Below are 16,193 nucleotides of genomic sequence, written 5' to 3' on the forward strand. Positions count from 1 at the left end.
GCGCGTTCTAAATGGAGAAAATAACGCTCACTAAGCCGGACGACTGGCATCTGCACCTTAGAGGAGGGTCTGCAATGAAGTCTGTTGTTGGCATGAGCGCTTTACAGATGGGACGTGCGGTTATTATGCCAAATCTTTCACCGCCAATAAGAGATGTATCGCAAGCAATAGCTTATCATAAAGAAATCATGAGCGCTTTGCCAGCAGAAACAACCTTTAACCCTCTGATGGTGCTTTATCTTACAGACAGCACAACTAAAAATGAAATTATTGAGGCGAGTGAAGCCCAAGAAGTTCATGCAGTAAAGTTTTATCCTGCGGGAGCTACAACTAACTCAGATAGTGGAGTGACAAACCTGTTAAGCGCATACCCTGCTATAGAGCAAATGCAAAAAGAAGGGCTACCGCTTCTAATACATGGAGAAGTAACTGATAATGACGTTGATATCTTTGACCGAGAAAAAGCTTTTATAGACAAAATGTTAACTAAACTAGTGCGAGACTTTCCTGGCCTCAAAATAGTTCTTGAGCACATAACAACAAAAGACGCTGTTGACTTTGTAAATGAATGTGAAATAAATATAGCGGCAACAATAACACCGCATCACCTCTTAGCAAACAGGAATCATATGCTCGTAGGTGGAATTAAGCCACATTTTTATTGCCTACCTGTGCTGAAAAGAAGATCGCCTCATCAAGAGGCATTAATTGCAGCAGCGACCTCAGGAAGTCCAAAATTTTTCCTAGGCACAGATTCGGCGCCACACGAGAAGCATCAAAAAGAAGCGTCCTGTGGATGTGCGGGGGTTTTTAGCGCACATGCGGCCATTGAGCTTTATGCTGAAGCATTTGATAGGAATGGAAAAATTGAAAAGCTAGAGGGGTTCGCGTCTTTTTTTGGCGCTGATTTTTATGGCCTTGAAAGAAACCAAGAAAAAATTACACTAGAAAAGACTACGTGGCGAATACCTGAGAGCTATAATTTTTCTGGCTCACATGTGGTGCCCTTTTTTGCGGGAGAGGACCTCTCTTGGAAGCTATTAACTTAAAAAATCCATACCTTTAAAGTAATCTTTGCTTTTTTCAACATCATTTTTAATTTGACTTTTAAGTTCTTCAAGTGAATTAAATTTTAATTCATCCCTACACTTTTGTTTAAAAACAACAGTCGCACGCTCACCATAAATTTCTTGATTAAAGTTAAAAATAAAAACCTCTAAAAGGACCTTGGTACCGCCTATTGTTGGTCTTTTACCAATATTGCACACACCAGTATAGGTTTTATTGTTAATTTTAACTAGTACGCTATAGACGCCGAGAACAGGGCTGAGTTTTCGTCTGATACTTATATTTGCCGTAGGAAATCCAATTGTTCTCCCCATTTTTTCACCATGCGCAACCCTGCCACTAATTGAGAAAGGCCTTCCAAGATACGTTTCAGCTTTTATAAAGTCTCCTTGGGAGAGCAGTTTTCGTATTGCTGAACTGCTAATTCGCTGGCCTTTAAGATGGACAGCGTTAATCTTATCAACTAAATAGCCTTTTTCAGATGACATCTCTTGAAGCATTGAAAAGTCTCCAAGACGGCCCTTACCAAATCGAAAGTCATCGCCAATGAAGCAGTGCTTTACGCCAACTTTGTTAACCAGAGTTTGGTTGATAAAAGACTCAGCGCTTATTTCGGAAAAAGCTTTGTTAAATCTTATTAAAAGGTGTTTATCTATGCCAAGCGATTCAAGAAAAAGGTGTTTGTCCCTAAAGCTGCTTAGTTTCGCTTTTGTCCTTCCAAAAAAAGATTCAGGGGTCACAGAAAAAGAAATTACAAGAGATGGTATGCCTTTATTTTTTGCAGTTGAGACAAGTTGTTTTAGTATTTCCTGATGTCCCACATGTACACCATCAAAATTGCCAATGGTAAGAACACAGCCAGATTGATGTTTAAGATTATGAAGGCCGCGTATTAGTTCCATTATGCTATTTTACTCACTGCTTTAATGATGATTTAGTAAATCAAGTGAATGAATAATTTTTTTAACTGGTGCGGGAACACCAAGAGTAATATTATGTGTTTTGTAGTAATTATCAGATGATCCTGGGGAACTTACAATAATTGGACTAATCCAAAGAGTGTAATGACTAAATGTGTGTTTGAATTTAGGAAGTGATTGGACGATTTTTGCCTTAGGGTTGTGGCTAATAATTTTCTCTTCTATTTCTTCTTCGTTTTCTGAGCACTCAGCAAAGCTCCATAGCCCTCCCCAAATTCCTTCGCTTGATCTTTTTGTAAGATAAATTTCACCTTTTTCATTTTTATAAATTAAGAATACAATATTTCGTTCAGGTTTTATTTTTTTAGGCTTTTTATTTGGATAGATGTCCTGTTGATTATGATTAAAGGCGTCACAATTTTTTGATATAGGGCAGCTTTGACAATGTGGTTTTCTTGGGGTGCAAACAGTAGCCCCAACATCCATTATTGCTTGTGTGTATTCTGCATTTTGTTTTTCAGGAGTATGAAGTTCTGCAAGACGCCATAATTCATTCATAACATTACTCGAACTATAGTGACCTTCCACCCTGTGGTATCTTGTCAAGACGCGTTTCACATTGCCATCAAGGATTGCATGTGGCTGGTTGAACGTAAGAGATAAGATAGCTCCAGCAGTTGACTTGCCAACCCCAGGAAGCGCTATAACCTCTGAATAGGTTTTGGGAAAAATCCCCCCATATAGTGATAAAGTAATTTGTGCAGTTTTATGCAAATTACGAGCTCGGCTATAGTAACCAAGGCCAGCCCATGCGGCCAAAACATCATCCTCGCTTGCATTAGCAAGCGAGGTCATATCTGGAAATTTTTTAATGAAATTGTTGAAATAATCAATAACAGTTTTAACTTGAGTTTGTTGCAACATAACCTCAGATAGCCATACGTGATATACATTTGGAGGACTAGATTGCCAAGGAAGGTTTTTTCTGCCATGTTTTATAAACCAATTTAAGAGACCACTCGTTAACTCCGTCACATCTCTAGGTTTAGCGGATTATTTGGGTCAATAGTCTGCATAAAAGGTTTTCTAATGTTTTCATTAGTTACCTGATAAACACAGCCAATCCAGTTATTAATAATAGCACTAGCACTATCATGCCAGGTATTATCTAGGGTTTTTGTAAGAATCTCTTCTGGAAATTCTTTAATAGTCGCTGTTTTATTTATAAGCCTAGCACGATACTCTGTCAAAATAGCGCAACTCTGTAGTGACAAATAATTGCTTGGAAATGGCGGATAGTCTGAGGTTCTTTTTTCGAGGTAAAGCGAAACTTCTCTTTTATACTCCTTTAAAAGGCTGATGGAGTCATATTCAGGGTGCCCTTGAAAGAAGACAATTCTAAAAAGATCAGGACTGACTGCAAGGTGAACGCCAATTGCGCTTTTAGCTAAAACTACAGCTTTTGCCTCTTCAAATTGGGACTCAGTGATCTCATTAAATCTTGAGTGTGGTATGTCAAAGCGAGTGTTAACACCCTTAACAAGAGGGTGTGTTCTATCAATTACCTGATGAGGAAATACGCCCCAATGTTTTTTTCCAATGGCCTTTCTTTTCTGGCCATACTTAAACTCTAAAACAGCATGGGTTGCAAGGCAAGAGCATAAGGTTGAGGTTACGTTTTCATAAGACCAGTCAACGACCTCTCTCAGCTGCTCATAAAATGGAGCGAGCTGAAGGTCTGGATCAGTCACATTAGCGCCCGTAATAATTAACGCATCAAGTCCTTGAAGTTTAATTTCTTCAAAGGTTTTATAGTGCTCTTTAATGTGCGCTGTCGCATGTTTTTCTCTTTTGATGCTTGAAAGTGAAAAAGGGTGGACATAAAACTGAGCAATTTGATTTGAATGGCCTATCAATCGAAAAAACTGCCTCTCTGTTGCTTCAAGCGCAGAATCGGGCATCATATTTAATAACCCAATATGAAGCTCTCTAATGGTTTGATGTTGAGCCCTCTCAATAGAAAGAATTGTTTCGCCCTGTTTTGCAAGACGTTCAAATGAAGGTAGTTTAGAGTGTGCTATTAGAGGCATGTTATTTAAGCGCGCTAGAGATTAAATTTAAGACGTCCTTTGCAGAGCCGCATTTATGAAGCGCATCACTTTCTATTGTGCAGCCGTATTCATCTGCAAGTGCGTTGTATTTTTTAAGCCTATCTGCAACTAGTTTTGGAAACACCCAGCTAACAAAAGCATTTGGGTTAATTTGAGCTGCGTAAGCTAAACTATTTTCTTTCAAGAAGGAGTGAAGAGCTTCCTCAAAAAACTTTGGGTTATAGTACATTGGCTTTGGCTGGCTTTTAGCTCTATCAATCAGTAATCTCTCATTTTCCTTGCTTGTTTTAATATAAATAATTAGTGTTTTTTCTGACAGAAGTTGATAAAGTTTTCTGTCTTCTAGCTCGCATAGACTTCCCCCAGCATCGTTAATAAAATGAGCATAACCGTCTTTTAAAGACTTATTAATAAAATGAGGAACCTCATACATTGTCTTTTTTTCTGCTTCCAAAAAAAGACTTTGGCGATGAATAAACTCCTCAATAGGAAGGCCACCTTCTTCAGGATTGCCAACTTTTCCAAGAAACGCAGAAATTGGCTCTAAGTTATCAAAAGTAACTTGACTATTAACACTTATAGAGTTGTTTTCCATAAGTGGCTTAAGCCACGAATCATTTTTCATTTTGTTAGCTACATTGTTAATAATGACTTCTTTAAGATGAGTCGCTCCAATTCTATAATCTCCAGAAAAATGGTACCAACCACCTTCTTCGCCAATAAGTTTAGCAAGATGAGTCTTCCCTACACCAGACATCCCAAGAAGTGTTAATCGCTTATTTTTTTGATTTATAAATTGTTTGGCAGAATTTATCATATTGACTTTCATTAGTCCATTAGCTGCTGATTGTAAGGTGATACGAGCTAAATTTTCTTATATTAAGCACGCCACTGTCCAACAACAAATATTGTCCTTTTATGCCTTCTAGAACACCTGTGATGATAGGCGTCTTATCAAAGTTTAAAGACACAACCTTTGTAGGATATTTTAGCACAGGGTAGTTTATATTTACCTCATCATCACTAAGGACTGTGGCCTCAGTTTCTTTTATTGTGCCTGCAATTTCACCTAGTAATATCTCTTTTAGAGACGAAAGATTTGATTGCTCCACTTCATTTTTTAGCATATTTCGCCAGTTTGTTTTGTCGGCAACAAATTGTTTTAATGCAACTTCAATCTTCCCAGACTCTAGACGTGACTTTGCCTCAAGTATAGGCAGCGCTGAAACTGCCCCTTGTTCAATCCAACGGCTATAAATCCTTTTTTTATTGGTGATTCCAACCTTAGGCTTAGATGTATTTGCAAGATAAATAATGGTTGGCTGAAAACAGTAGTTAAGACCCCATTGTGGCTCTCTACAAGTGCCCTTAAAATAGTGACAAGTCTCAGGTCTCATGATGCATAAGTCGCATCTAGCTAAAACTTGTGTACAGGGAAAGCAATACCCCCCAGACCAGCTTTTTTTAGTCCTCACTCCACAATTAGCACAAAGTATTACGTCATTATATTTGAGCTCAATATGCTTTCCTACAACAGCGTTCATGTCAATTAGATTCTCTCCAATAGGAAGGCTATATTTTGCGCTGCCCACTTCAAGAGCGGTGTTCATCATTTTTATGTGGCCACTTAACTGCATAATATCGATTGAATGTTCCTATATTTTTCAGCAGTTTTATTCATAATTGACTCTGGAATTATCGGAGCAGGAGGGGTTTTATCCCAGTCAAGAGTTTCAAGATAGTCTCTAATAATTTGTTTATCAAAGCTTTTTGGACTTTTCCCTGAAGAATAGTCGGCCAAAGACCAAAATCTTGAAGAATCTGGAGTTAAAATTTCATCCATTAGTGTCAACTTGTTTTCAGAGTCCAGGCCAAATTCAAACTTTGTGTCAGCAATAATAACACTTCGAGATAGCGCATGTTTTTCAGCAAAATTATAAAGAGTAAGGCTTATTTTTTTGATTTGCTCTGCAATATCTTTCCCCACTAGCGAAGCAACTTCTTTGAAAGATATATTGGCATCATGCTCACCAGGTGCAGCTTTTGAAGAAGGAGTAAAAATAGGGTTTTTAAGTTTTTCAGCAAGAACCATATTAGGAGGGAGGTCTATTCCACAAATAGACCCTGACCCTAAGTATTCTTTCCACCCAGAGCCAATTAAATAGCCTCTTACAACAGCTTCAATAGGCAGTGGTTTGAGTTTTTTTACAACAATTGCCCTTCCTTCAAGCGCTTCAGCCTCGTTACCTGGCAACACTTCATCAAGCCCAATGTCTGTTAGGTGGTTTTGAATAATGTGCTCAGTTTTATCAAACCAATAGTTTGCTATTGATGTGAGAATTTTTCCTTTTTCTGAAATAGGCTGATCAAAAACAACATCAAAAGCTGAAAGCCTGTCGGTTGTCACTATAAGCATGTTGTCTTTATCAATATCAAAAATATCCCTCACCTTGCCGCGATGAAGAAGAGGTAGGGATAGCTTTGTTTGCAAACTGGAATGCATAAGAACTATAAAATAAACTAAAGTATTCATTTTAATCGATTGCGCAATAGCTGGGGTATTGATAAAACTGAAGAATAAGAGAGTGTTACTTTATGTTTAGATTCTGAAGAATTTGTCTTGCCCTTTTTTGAAACTCTGGCATTGCGCTAGTTGGCACGAAAGATTGTTTAGGTAATTTTATTTTTTCAGGATCTTGGTGGATACCATTAACGCGAATTTCATAATGAAGATGGGGACCAGTGGATTGACCTGTAGTCCCTACATAGCCAATTAATTCCCCTTTTTTAACTTTTTTTCCAGATTTTAAGCCCGTAGCAAATTTTGATAGGTGGGCATAAACGGTAAGATAGTTGGAGCCATGCTTTAAATAGATAACGTTGCCATAGCCAGATAACGTGGCCCTATATTTCACAATTCCTTTTGCAGGCGCGTAGACCGGTGTTCCAGAGGGAGCTGCAAAATCAGTGCCTCGATGAGAGCGATAGATCTTGAGCGTAGGGTGGAAGCGCCTTTTTGTAAAGCCCGAGCTAATTCGATTATATTTTGTAGGTGCAAATGCAAAGGTGTCGTTTATAGTGGCGCCCTTTGAAGTAAAGTATTTATTTTGACCAAGCGTATTTTTATATGAAAAAAGTGCAATAGTTTTTCTACTTCCAACGTAAATCATTGCAATTGGAGTTTTTCCTCCATTCCAAGACAACATAAATTTGTCACCCTTTCTTAGGTCTCTACTAAGGTCCATCTCCCATGAAAAGTTATCAACCATCATTTTAGTAACTTCAGCAGCTACCCCGGCTTTTTTGGCGTCATAGTTTAGAGACTTTTGGATTGTAATTATGGTCTGAGATAATTTCCCAATTGGCTGGATATTGGCTTTTCCATAATTGAAAGATTGGCCATCATAGGTTATAAATAAAGGGTTGTCATTAGCTGGACTATAAATGATTTGGTCTAGCTCGTGATTATCGTTCAGGGTTATCCTAAACTTGTCACCAGGATAAATATTATTAAGCCTCTGAGCCCGTTCATCAGAGGCCATTAGTTTTTTGAGAAGCTTTCCTGATAGGCCTGTACTAAAGAAGAATTTGTAAAACGCGTCGCCTCTTGACACTTTAAAACTATAGTCATGTGTTCCACTGGCAGCAGAAGGAGCGCTTAAAAAAACGCAAAATGATAACAAGGTGATTAAGAAAGATTTATACATTTAGGACGGTTTGTTATGAAAGACTCGGCTCAATAACAGACCGAGCTATTTGACGAGAAAGATAGTCATTTTCCACAACACTTGCAAGCGTGTCAAGCCTCGAAATAGGAGCTATAGCTAAGGTTTTTTCTATAATTTTGCTAATGTCTAGAAACCCTATTTTTTTATTTAAAAAAGCGTCCACAGCAACCTCATTTGCAGCATTAAGCGTTCCAGGGGAACTCTGCCCTTGTTCTAAAGCATCATATGCTAGTCCTAGGCACTTGAACCTATCCATATCGGGCGATAAAAATTCTAGTGATGTTTGCTTGGTAAGATCAAGCTCTTCAACACCAGAAGTTTGCCGGCTTGGATAGGATAATGCATAAGATATGGCGCTTCTCATGTCTGGCAGTCCAAGTTGGGATAACACACTGCCATCATTAAAATAAACAAACGAGTGAATAATACTTTGGGGATGAATTACTACCTCGATTTTAGAAGACGAAAGTTGAAATAGGAAGTGAGCTTCAATTACCTCCAGGCCTTTGTTCATCATGGTAGCAGAGTCAACTGATATTTTTTGGCCCATTTTCCATTTTGGGTGCGCGCAGGCCTGTTTTGGGGTTGCTTTATTAAGTTCTGCTATTGGTGTTTTTAGAAAAGGACCGCCTGAAGCAGTTAGCTGTATTTTATTAAGGCCCTGTTTGCCACCTTGCAGGCATTGAAATATTGCGCTATGTTCTGAGTCCACAGGGATTAATTCTGCCCCAGACTCTTTGGCGGCAGCAACTAATAAATTACCACCTAGGACTAGAGACTCCTTATTTGCAAGCATAACTCTTTTTCCTGAGGTCACCGCTGCAAAAGTTGAGGATAGTCCAGCGCTTCCAACTATTGCCGCCATAACAAAATCTGTATTTTTATGAGAGGCTATATCATTTAAAGCGCCCTCACCTTGTAATACGATAACCCCTTCTGGCACAACTTTTCTTAAGCTCTCTGCAGCCCCTTCATTAGCCATTACTACAAATTTTGGCATGTGCTTAATGCAAAGCTTTTCCATTTCCCTCCAGCTATTGTTTGCCGTTAAGGCAAAGACGTTATATTTTTCTGGATGAAGTGACATAACTGCTAGTGTGTTTAGTCCAATTGAGCCCGTTGCCCCTAAAATAGCTACATTTTTCATAGCAAGAACATAATTAAAAGAAAAAATATTGGAGCAGACGATGTTAAGCTATCTATTCTATCTAGTATTCCGCCGTGTCCAGGAAGGATATTACCACTATCTTTTACTTCTGCAATGCGCTTTAAAACGCTCTCAAATAAGTCACCAAGAACTGACACAAGTGAAATCACCAGGGCTATAAAACTAAATATTAAAAAATCGCTCAATAACGGCGCTTGGTTTGAAACATATACATACAAAATAGCAACCACTTGAGCAAGAGCAGCCCCACCAAATACTCCTTCAAGTGTTTTTCCAGGACTAACACTTGGACATAGCTTAGTTTTACCAAAAAGCTTACCTGCAAAATAAGCGCCAATATCTGCCGCCCAGATTAAAATTAAAAGAGACAACACTAGCATGGGGTTTAACAAGTGAAGTGCCATCAATGCGATTGCCATTGGCACAAAAATAAACAAACCGTTGACTAGCTTAACTAATAAATTTTTTCTGAGTAGGCGAGAGCCTTTTGGAAATATTACTACCCAAACTAAGGCGATTAACCACCACGCAGCAGCATATAAGATAGTTAAATTTGAAAGAGCATTACTTAGAAAATAGGTTACTAATAATATAAGTAAAGCATAAAGAGCCTTACCTGCTAAATGCTTTATTTGAATTAGATTGCAGTACTCCCAAGAACTAATAATAAGAATTAAAGCAACGGCTAATGCAAAGCTAGTTTGAGTCAATACCAAAATACCAAAAACTGCAATTGGCGCAACAATAGAGGCCGTTAAGATTCTCTTAAGAAGCATTATTTTTCACCATTTCGCTTTCCAAATCGGCGCTCTCTCAAGTGAAAGGACTCTATGGCAGCATCTAGTTCATGCTCATCAAAGTCGGGCCACAAGGTGTTACAGAAATATAGTTCACTATAAGCAATCTCCCAGAGCAAGAAGTTGCTTATCCTTACTTCACCGCTTGTTCTAATTAACAGGTCTACTTTAGGGAAGTCTGCGAGAGAAGAATGCGCGTGGAAAAGGGGAGCATCAATTTTTTCAGGATCGATTTCTCCGTTGACAGACTTAATGGCAATTTTTTTGGCAGATTCTGCGATATCCCACTGACCACCATAGTTTGCAGCTATAACAAGATTGAGGCCATTATTATTTTTGAGCTGTTTTTCTGCGTCAACAGCTAGCCGCTGTATTTCAGGAGTAAAAACGGAAAGATCTCCTATAATTTTAAGCTTAATATTGTTATCGTTTAGTTTCGTTGTTTCATTTTTCAAAACAGTTAAAAAAAGCTTGAATAAAAGCCCAACTTCTTCACTAGAGCGATTTAAGTTTTCACTACTAAAAGCAAATAGAGTTAAAGTATTAACACCCAACTGACCACAATGCTTAACAATTTTTCTAACACTTTGAACCCCTTTTTGGTGGCCACTTGAGCGAGGAAGGTGCTTTGATTTTGCCCATCTTCCATTTCCATCCATAATGATAGCTATATGCTGGGGAGGTAGTTTTTCGTCTTTAAATGAGCCTAGTTTTTTTTCAGTCATGGAGCGCAATTATACCTATTAGGGTCTTCAAAACCTAATCCAAAGTATCCATTGATGGGGCTTGATACTATCATTAACATAATGCACTAAAAAATCTGACTAGGTTTATGCGGTAAAATAATGCTTCATGAGCTTAGCAAAAAGAATAATCCCATGCTTAGATGTCCGCGACGGGAGAGTTGTCAAAGGCGTTAAGTTTATTGATATTAAAGATGCTGGGGATCCGGTTGAGGTGGCAAAGCGTTATGATAATGAAGGTGCTGACGAAATAACATTTCTAGATATTACAGCATCATATGAAGGAAGAAACACCACGATAGAAATGGTTGAGAGGATTGCTAATCAGGTCTTTATTCCGCTCACTGTTGGAGGCGGCATTCGAAAAGCTGATGATGTTCGGGCAATGTTAATGGCGGGTGCTGATAAAGTTGCAGTTAACTCTGCTGCAATTTTTAACCCAAAACTTATTAATGAGCTTTGCACTATATTTGGCTCCCAGTGTATCGTTATAGCTATTGATGCAAAGCGAGTCTCCTCTAATCCATTGAAATGGGAAATATTCACCCATGGAGGGCGAAAACCTACAGGTATTAATGCCATAGATTGGGCCGTAAAAATGACAGAAGGAGAAAATGGTGCTGGAGAAATTCTTCTAACATCAATGGACAGGGACGGCACTAAAAATGGATTTGATCTTGAGCTAACTAAGGCAGTTTCTAATGCGGTTGACGTTCCTTTAATTGCCTCTGGCGGGGTTGGTAATTTATCACACTTATCTGAGGGCGTTATTGATGGTGGAGCCGATGCAGTTCTTGCTGCTAGCATCTTTCACTTTGGAGAGTTTACTATAGAAGAAGCTAAAAAAGCAATGCGAGAAAAAGGCATAGAAGTTAGGCTTTAGCTGGTTGAGTTTTTAAGTTCATAAGCGTATCATTACGCAGTTTTGACTCTAGGGAACAAATGACAGTAAAAAAAGATTTTTGGGTATTGTTATCGATATTTATTCTGCCCATAGCCATTGGTACTTTATTTTTTTATTTGAATCCGACTTATTTCAGTCAGAATACAGTTAACTATGGTGAGCTTATTCGCCCAGTTATAACAACTGAAAAAGCCGATATTGAATTTGAAGACGATGCCACATTTAATGGCTTTTGGACGCTTGCATACGCTTCAAAAAACTGTGATAGCATCTGTGAACAGGCTGTAGCAGATATTAAAACGATCCGCACCCTCATAAACATGGACATGCGAAGAATTCAAAGAGTTTTGATTACTGAAGATGGTTCGCTGCCTATGGTTAGCGATGAAAACTTACTTATAGCTAGAGTTACTAATAAAAAGTTAGCTGCTAAGCTTGCAGAGTTTCCAGAAAACTCAATTTTTTTAATTGATCCAATTGGTAACTTTATGCTTTACTACAACTCAAAAGAGATCAACATTAAGTTTGTGCTAAAGGATCTTAAGCGCCTACTTAAATATTCAAGGATAGGTTAATGGGCAGTCTTCCCTCTCTTAGAGACCTCTTGGGGCTTTGTAAGCTCAAAGTTGTCTCGCTGATTTTGCTTACGGCTGTTGTTGGAATGCTGTTAGCAGTGCCATACCTTCCTAATCTTTTTCTAATTATTGTCGCTTCTGCAGGAATATCATTAGCCGCAATGTCCGCTGCAGTTTTTAATCACGTGGTCGATGAAAAAATTGATACAAAGATGTCTCGTACCGATCGACGCCCCTTGCCTGAGGGCAGAGTAACGAGAAACCAAGCGCTGATATGGGGGTTCTTTTTAGGCATTGTGGGCATTTCATTATTGGTAATTTATGTTAACTTATTGACTGCAATTTTGACGCTTATTTCTTTGATCGGCTACGCTGTTTTTTATACAATGTATTTAAAGAGGGCTACGCCTCAAAATATAGTTATTGGCGGCGCTGCAGGCGCTGCGCCTCCAGTTCTTGGATGGACCTCTATAGCAGGTTCTCAAGGAATTGAATACGCACTTTTGCTTTTTTTAATTGTCTTTATTTGGACGCCTCCGCACTTTTGGGCGTTAGCAATTCATAGGCGAGAGGAATATAAAAAAGCTGAAATACCAATGCTTCCAGTTACTCATGGCCTTGAATTCACTCGAGTACAAATTCTTTTATATACAGTGCTATTATTTTTGGTTGCTCTGCTGCCTTACTTGACAGGTATGAGCGGTTTAATTTACTTAGTTTCAGCTGCAACTCTAGGAGCACTATTTTTAGGCTACTCTATTAAGATTTTTATAGAGCCTGAAAATCCTCACATTGCATTTAAAACCTTTAAATTCTCAATTAATTATTTAATGGTTTTGTTCCTAGCCTTGCTGCTCGATCACTATCTTTTGATGACTTTTGGAGTTTCTTCCTAGTAATGGGATCTTTATTACAAGTTTTTAGAGCGGTAGCTTCTGCAATGATTGGGGTTGGAAAAAAGAAACATTTAGCGCAAGATTTTGAGTCTACAGAGAAGACTGGTCCTTGGCCTTACGTTATCGTTGGAATTATTATGACCGCACTTTTTATTGGAACTATTCTATTTGCAGTTAGGCTTGTATTACCTTAGATTTTTGATAATTATATCAATTGCCTTTGCCATTGCTAGAGGCTCATGAGGACTTGTCAAAAGAGCTGTGAGCTTTAATTCTGGGTTAAAAAGCAAGTAGCTGCTTGTATGATCAATGTCATAGTGACCACCATGGTCATGATTGCTATGATCTTCCAGAGCTAATTTTTGTGATTCAACTACTTCATGATAAACCCCTAACGAGCTGCTAATTGACAATAGCTCATCTTGATGAGCGGTCAAACCTAAAAAAGTAGGGTTAAATGCGCCTGCAAACTGATCAAGCTTTCCAATATCACGCATAGGGTCTACTGATATAAAAACAACTTGAAGTTTCTTTTGATTTTCCATCAACCGGTATGTCAGATTGATCTTTGAAAGGTCTATTGGGCAAACGTCTGGACATGATGTGTAGCCAAAATATAATAGCACCCATTTTCCTTGAGACACATCTGATAAGTGCGTCGCTATTGACCCATCATTAATAAAGTTTAGCTTCTCCGAAACAGACTTTGCCTCAGGATATAAAGATGCTGCAGGGGCAACAGATTTTTTGAGATCCTGCATATTTGGCTTACCACCAGCATAAAAAAAGGTAGCCATAGCTGCAATTATGACTACCAAAAGTAAAGATATTTGGGTAGTTTTGTTCATATTATTAAGCAGTATTTTGATTAAACATTCTATGTGCGAGGCTTATTAAGCTTAATAAAAGAAAAAGAGCAACTGCGTTGTGCATAACCGCAGCAAACATTGGTAAAGACATAACAACATTGATAATACCAAGTGCAACTTGGGCCGATAAGAGGCCTAAAACTACAATAATATTCCGCCTTAATGTAGGATAATTCTCTAAAACAAAACATAATGAAAGTATCGCTACAGTAACAACTATCGCTCCAACTCTGTGAACCATCTGAATAGCAGTTCTAGTTTGATTTTCCAAAATTCCAAATTCATAATCGACTCCAAGCTCACCCCAATAATAGGCATTTTTAAAGTCCATATCTTCAGGCCACATCTCACCTAAACAAGTAGGAAAATACTCACCACAAGAAAGTGCTGCATAGTTAGTACTTGTCCAGCCGCCCAGAAATATTTGGAATATCAGTAAAGCGGTTACTATGATGAGCATTAATTTATGGCGTTTTAAAACAGGCTGCCCAATTTTTGCTTGTGAACGCTGATTCAAAAAAAGCCAAAATAACAAAGTGGTTGTTGAGAAGCCTCCAAACAAATGCATGGTAACTATGCCTGGGTGAACCTGTTCGGTAACAGTCCACATTCCAAGCGCACCCTGAAATCCCACCAGTAAAAGTAAAGCTGTGGGAAGTTTAATAGATTGCTCTCTTTCGGTTTTACGAAATACTGCCAGTAAAAATATAACAAGTATTGAAAGTCCTAGTATTGAGGCGGCATACCTATGAACCATTTCTTTCCATGCTTTAGCAACATCAAGGGGCCTTTCATATTCACTCGAAATAACATCTGGAACTAATAACTCGCCATAACATCCTGGCCAATCTGGGCAGCCAAGTCCTGCATCTGCAAGTCGAGTATAGGCCCCAAGAATGACAACTATAAGAGCTAAGATTAAGGAAATATTAATGGTTTTATTGAACATAGTCGGTAATTAGTTTAGTCAGAGAGATATTTTAATTGAAGCAAGTTAAATTTTGAAAAATTACGTTAATTATTTTTCATTTCTTGATAATATATATGGGTATTGATTGCATTTTCAATCTTTTGGTCTTTCTTTTTTACAGCTAGGATGACAAGCGAAAAAAGTTCAACCAATATTGAGAATAAAGGTGAATTTTTACTTGGTAAAAAGACGATAAACAGGTATCATTTGATTGCATTTTTTATTTGAAAATTGAAATTGCATATTTAAGAGCTATATATCTAATTAATAATATAGCTATACAAAGATTTAATTCGGAGATTCTATGAAATTATTGTTTAAACTTACCGGCGCATTTATTGCACTTTTAAGCTCCAAGTCTGTCTTGGCAGAATACACATTCAATATGACCAAAGGCGTTACAGATATTAGTAACGATATTTGGGGCCTTCACATGATGGTATTTTGGGTTTGTGTAGGAATTGGTGTTGTTGTTTTTGGCGCAATGTTTTATTCAATTATTGCACACAGAAAGTCAAAAGGAGCTAAGGCTTCTAACTTTCATGAGAGCACGACAGTAGAGTTTTTATGGACAGGAATACCAGTTTTGATTCTAATCGCAATGGCTATCCCAGCTTCAAAGACACTTATTGACATTGAGGTTCTGGATAAGGCTGATATGACTATAAAGGTAACTGGAGTAAGGTGGAAGTGGCAATATGACTATCCTGAAGAGGGCATAAGCTTTGCTTCTAATCTCGCACAATCGTCTATGGATGTTATCAAGGGAACACCTGAAGAGCGTGAAGCTGTTCATAAAGAGGGCGGCTACCTTCGCGAAGTTGACAAGCGTTTAGTCGTTCCAGTAGATACAACAATTCGTTTTTTGATTACATCAAATGATGTAATTCATAACTGGTGGGTTCCAGCGTTTGGCCTTAAGCAGGATGCAAACCCAGGATTTATAAATGATGCATGGGCAAAACCCAACATAATTGGAACTTATAGAGGTCAATGCGCTGAGCTGTGCGGAAAAGGCCATGGGTTTATGCCTATTGTTGTTGATGTTGTTTCTAAAGCTGACTACGCTGAGTGGGTTGAAAGTATGCAGGCTGAAAAAGTTGCTGAACTTGCAAGCGCTACTCAAGTTTGGACTGAGGCAGATCTTGTTGCTAAGGGAGAAACTGTATACAACGCAAACTGTTCGGGCTGTCATCAAAAAGACGGCACCGGTATTCCTGGTGTCTTTCCTGCAATGATTGGATCAGAGGTAGCCAATGGCCCAGCAGCATACCAACTTAATCTAGTTATAAATGGAGTGGTCGGAAGAATGCCTTCATTTAAGGCGCTAAGTGATTCTGACATAGCTGCAGTAATAACATACGAAAGAAGATCTTTTGGTAATAATGGATCAGTTGTTCAACCTTCAGATGTTACATCTGCACGTTAATTTAAGGAGAAATAT

General features: G+C 38.3%; 18 protein-coding genes. 6 read left to right on the top strand and 12 right to left on the bottom strand.

Annotation, left to right across the window (positions count from 1 at the left end; genetic code table 11):
• The first annotated feature begins 11 nt into the window (after positions 1–11).
• A complete protein-coding gene (gene pyrC / locus AC5YGD_RS00080; RefSeq protein ID WP_496141551.1) occupies positions 12–1,049 on the top strand; it encodes a dihydroorotase in 1,038 nt (345 codons plus the stop codon).
• Here pyrC and ribF read toward each other — a convergent pair.
• The 10 genes from ribF to uppS form a co-directional block, all read right to left on the bottom strand.
• On the bottom strand, positions 1,041–1,970 hold the full coding sequence (gene ribF, locus AC5YGD_RS00085) for a bifunctional riboflavin kinase/FAD synthetase (RefSeq protein WP_496141552.1): 930 nt from the start codon (positions 1,968–1,970) through the stop codon (positions 1,041–1,043). The genes pyrC and ribF overlap by 9 nt on opposite strands.
• A 21-nt stretch (positions 1,971–1,991) precedes the next feature.
• The gene (mutY, locus tag AC5YGD_RS00090) at positions 1,992–3,023 is read right to left on the bottom strand and encodes an A/G-specific adenine glycosylase (protein ID WP_496141553.1); all 1,032 of its coding nucleotides are present in this window, start codon (positions 3,021–3,023) and stop codon (positions 1,992–1,994) included.
• Entirely contained in the window at positions 3,020–4,078 is a 1,059-nt protein-coding gene (gene metA / locus AC5YGD_RS00095; protein WP_496141554.1) for a homoserine O-succinyltransferase MetA, read from the bottom strand. Before metA ends, mutY begins: the two co-directional genes overlap by 4 nt.
• 1 nt (position 4,079) lies before the next feature.
• Positions 4,080–4,928, bottom strand: a complete 849-nt coding sequence (locus AC5YGD_RS00100) for an ATPase (protein ID WP_496141555.1) — start codon at positions 4,926–4,928, stop codon at positions 4,080–4,082.
• A gap of 7 nt (positions 4,929–4,935) precedes the next feature.
• The gene (locus AC5YGD_RS00105; RefSeq protein WP_496141556.1) at positions 4,936–5,736 is read right to left on the bottom strand and encodes a DUF2797 domain-containing protein; all 801 of its coding nucleotides are present in this window, start codon (positions 5,734–5,736) and stop codon (positions 4,936–4,938) included.
• Positions 5,727–6,602: a phosphoribosylaminoimidazolesuccinocarboxamide synthase gene (locus tag AC5YGD_RS00110; RefSeq protein WP_496142374.1), complete on the bottom strand. Its 876-nt coding sequence runs from the start codon at positions 6,600–6,602 to the stop codon at positions 5,727–5,729. Before AC5YGD_RS00110 ends, AC5YGD_RS00105 begins: the two co-directional genes overlap by 10 nt.
• 85 nt (positions 6,603–6,687) lie before the next feature.
• Positions 6,688–7,806 (bottom strand): peptidoglycan DD-metalloendopeptidase family protein, encoded by a 1,119-nt coding sequence (locus AC5YGD_RS00115; protein WP_496141557.1) that lies wholly within the window; start codon positions 7,804–7,806, stop codon positions 6,688–6,690.
• 13 nt (positions 7,807–7,819) lie between these two features.
• Positions 7,820–8,974 (bottom strand): 1-deoxy-D-xylulose-5-phosphate reductoisomerase, encoded by a 1,155-nt coding sequence (dxr, locus tag AC5YGD_RS00120; RefSeq protein WP_416695536.1) that lies wholly within the window; start codon positions 8,972–8,974, stop codon positions 7,820–7,822.
• The gene (locus AC5YGD_RS00125; protein ID WP_496141558.1) at positions 8,971–9,771 is read right to left on the bottom strand and encodes a phosphatidate cytidylyltransferase; all 801 of its coding nucleotides are present in this window, start codon (positions 9,769–9,771) and stop codon (positions 8,971–8,973) included. Before AC5YGD_RS00125 ends, dxr begins: the two co-directional genes overlap by 4 nt.
• A complete protein-coding gene (gene uppS / locus AC5YGD_RS00130) occupies positions 9,771–10,517 on the bottom strand; it encodes a polyprenyl diphosphate synthase (protein WP_496141559.1) in 747 nt (248 codons plus the stop codon). Before uppS ends, AC5YGD_RS00125 begins: the two co-directional genes overlap by 1 nt.
• Positions 10,518–10,644: 127 nt before the next feature.
• Between uppS and hisF the strand changes: the two genes are divergently transcribed.
• Genes hisF through AC5YGD_RS00150 form a run of 4 tightly spaced genes read left to right on the top strand, consistent with a single transcriptional unit; the run spans position 10,645 to position 13,104 of the window.
• Positions 10,645–11,418 carry an imidazole glycerol phosphate synthase subunit HisF gene (gene hisF, locus AC5YGD_RS00135; protein WP_496141560.1) on the top strand — a complete coding sequence of 258 codons (774 nt, stop codon included), beginning with the start codon at positions 10,645–10,647 and terminating at the stop codon, positions 11,416–11,418.
• Positions 11,419–11,477: 59 nt separating this feature from the next.
• A complete protein-coding gene (locus AC5YGD_RS00140) occupies positions 11,478–12,014 on the top strand; it encodes a redox-active disulfide-containing membrane protein (RefSeq protein ID WP_496141561.1) in 537 nt (178 codons plus the stop codon).
• Positions 12,014–12,910 (top strand): heme o synthase, encoded by an 897-nt coding sequence (gene cyoE, locus AC5YGD_RS00145; RefSeq protein ID WP_496141562.1) that lies wholly within the window; start codon positions 12,014–12,016, stop codon positions 12,908–12,910. Before AC5YGD_RS00140 ends, cyoE begins: the two co-directional genes overlap by 1 nt.
• Before the next feature lie 2 nt (positions 12,911–12,912).
• The gene (locus AC5YGD_RS00150) at positions 12,913–13,104 is read left to right on the top strand and encodes a DUF2970 domain-containing protein (RefSeq protein WP_271537166.1); all 192 of its coding nucleotides are present in this window, start codon (positions 12,913–12,915) and stop codon (positions 13,102–13,104) included.
• On the opposite strand, the gene AC5YGD_RS00155 is transcribed toward AC5YGD_RS00150, so the two are convergent.
• Positions 13,096–13,758: an SCO family protein gene (locus AC5YGD_RS00155; protein WP_496141563.1), complete on the bottom strand. Its 663-nt coding sequence runs from the start codon at positions 13,756–13,758 to the stop codon at positions 13,096–13,098. The genes AC5YGD_RS00150 and AC5YGD_RS00155 overlap by 9 nt on opposite strands.
• 4 nt (positions 13,759–13,762) lie before the next feature.
• The gene (locus AC5YGD_RS00160; RefSeq protein ID WP_271537161.1) at positions 13,763–14,728 is read right to left on the bottom strand and encodes a COX15/CtaA family protein; all 966 of its coding nucleotides are present in this window, start codon (positions 14,726–14,728) and stop codon (positions 13,763–13,765) included.
• Positions 14,729–15,053: 325 nt separating this feature from the next.
• On the opposite strand from AC5YGD_RS00160, the gene coxB reads away from it, so the two are divergent.
• Complete coding sequence (gene coxB / locus AC5YGD_RS00165; protein ID WP_496141564.1) at positions 15,054–16,178, top strand: cytochrome c oxidase subunit II; 1,125 nt, start codon at positions 15,054–15,056, stop codon at positions 16,176–16,178.
• Positions 16,179–16,193 lie beyond the last annotated feature (15 nt).

This window comes from Candidatus Pseudothioglobus sp. uisw_070, assembly GCF_059512545.2.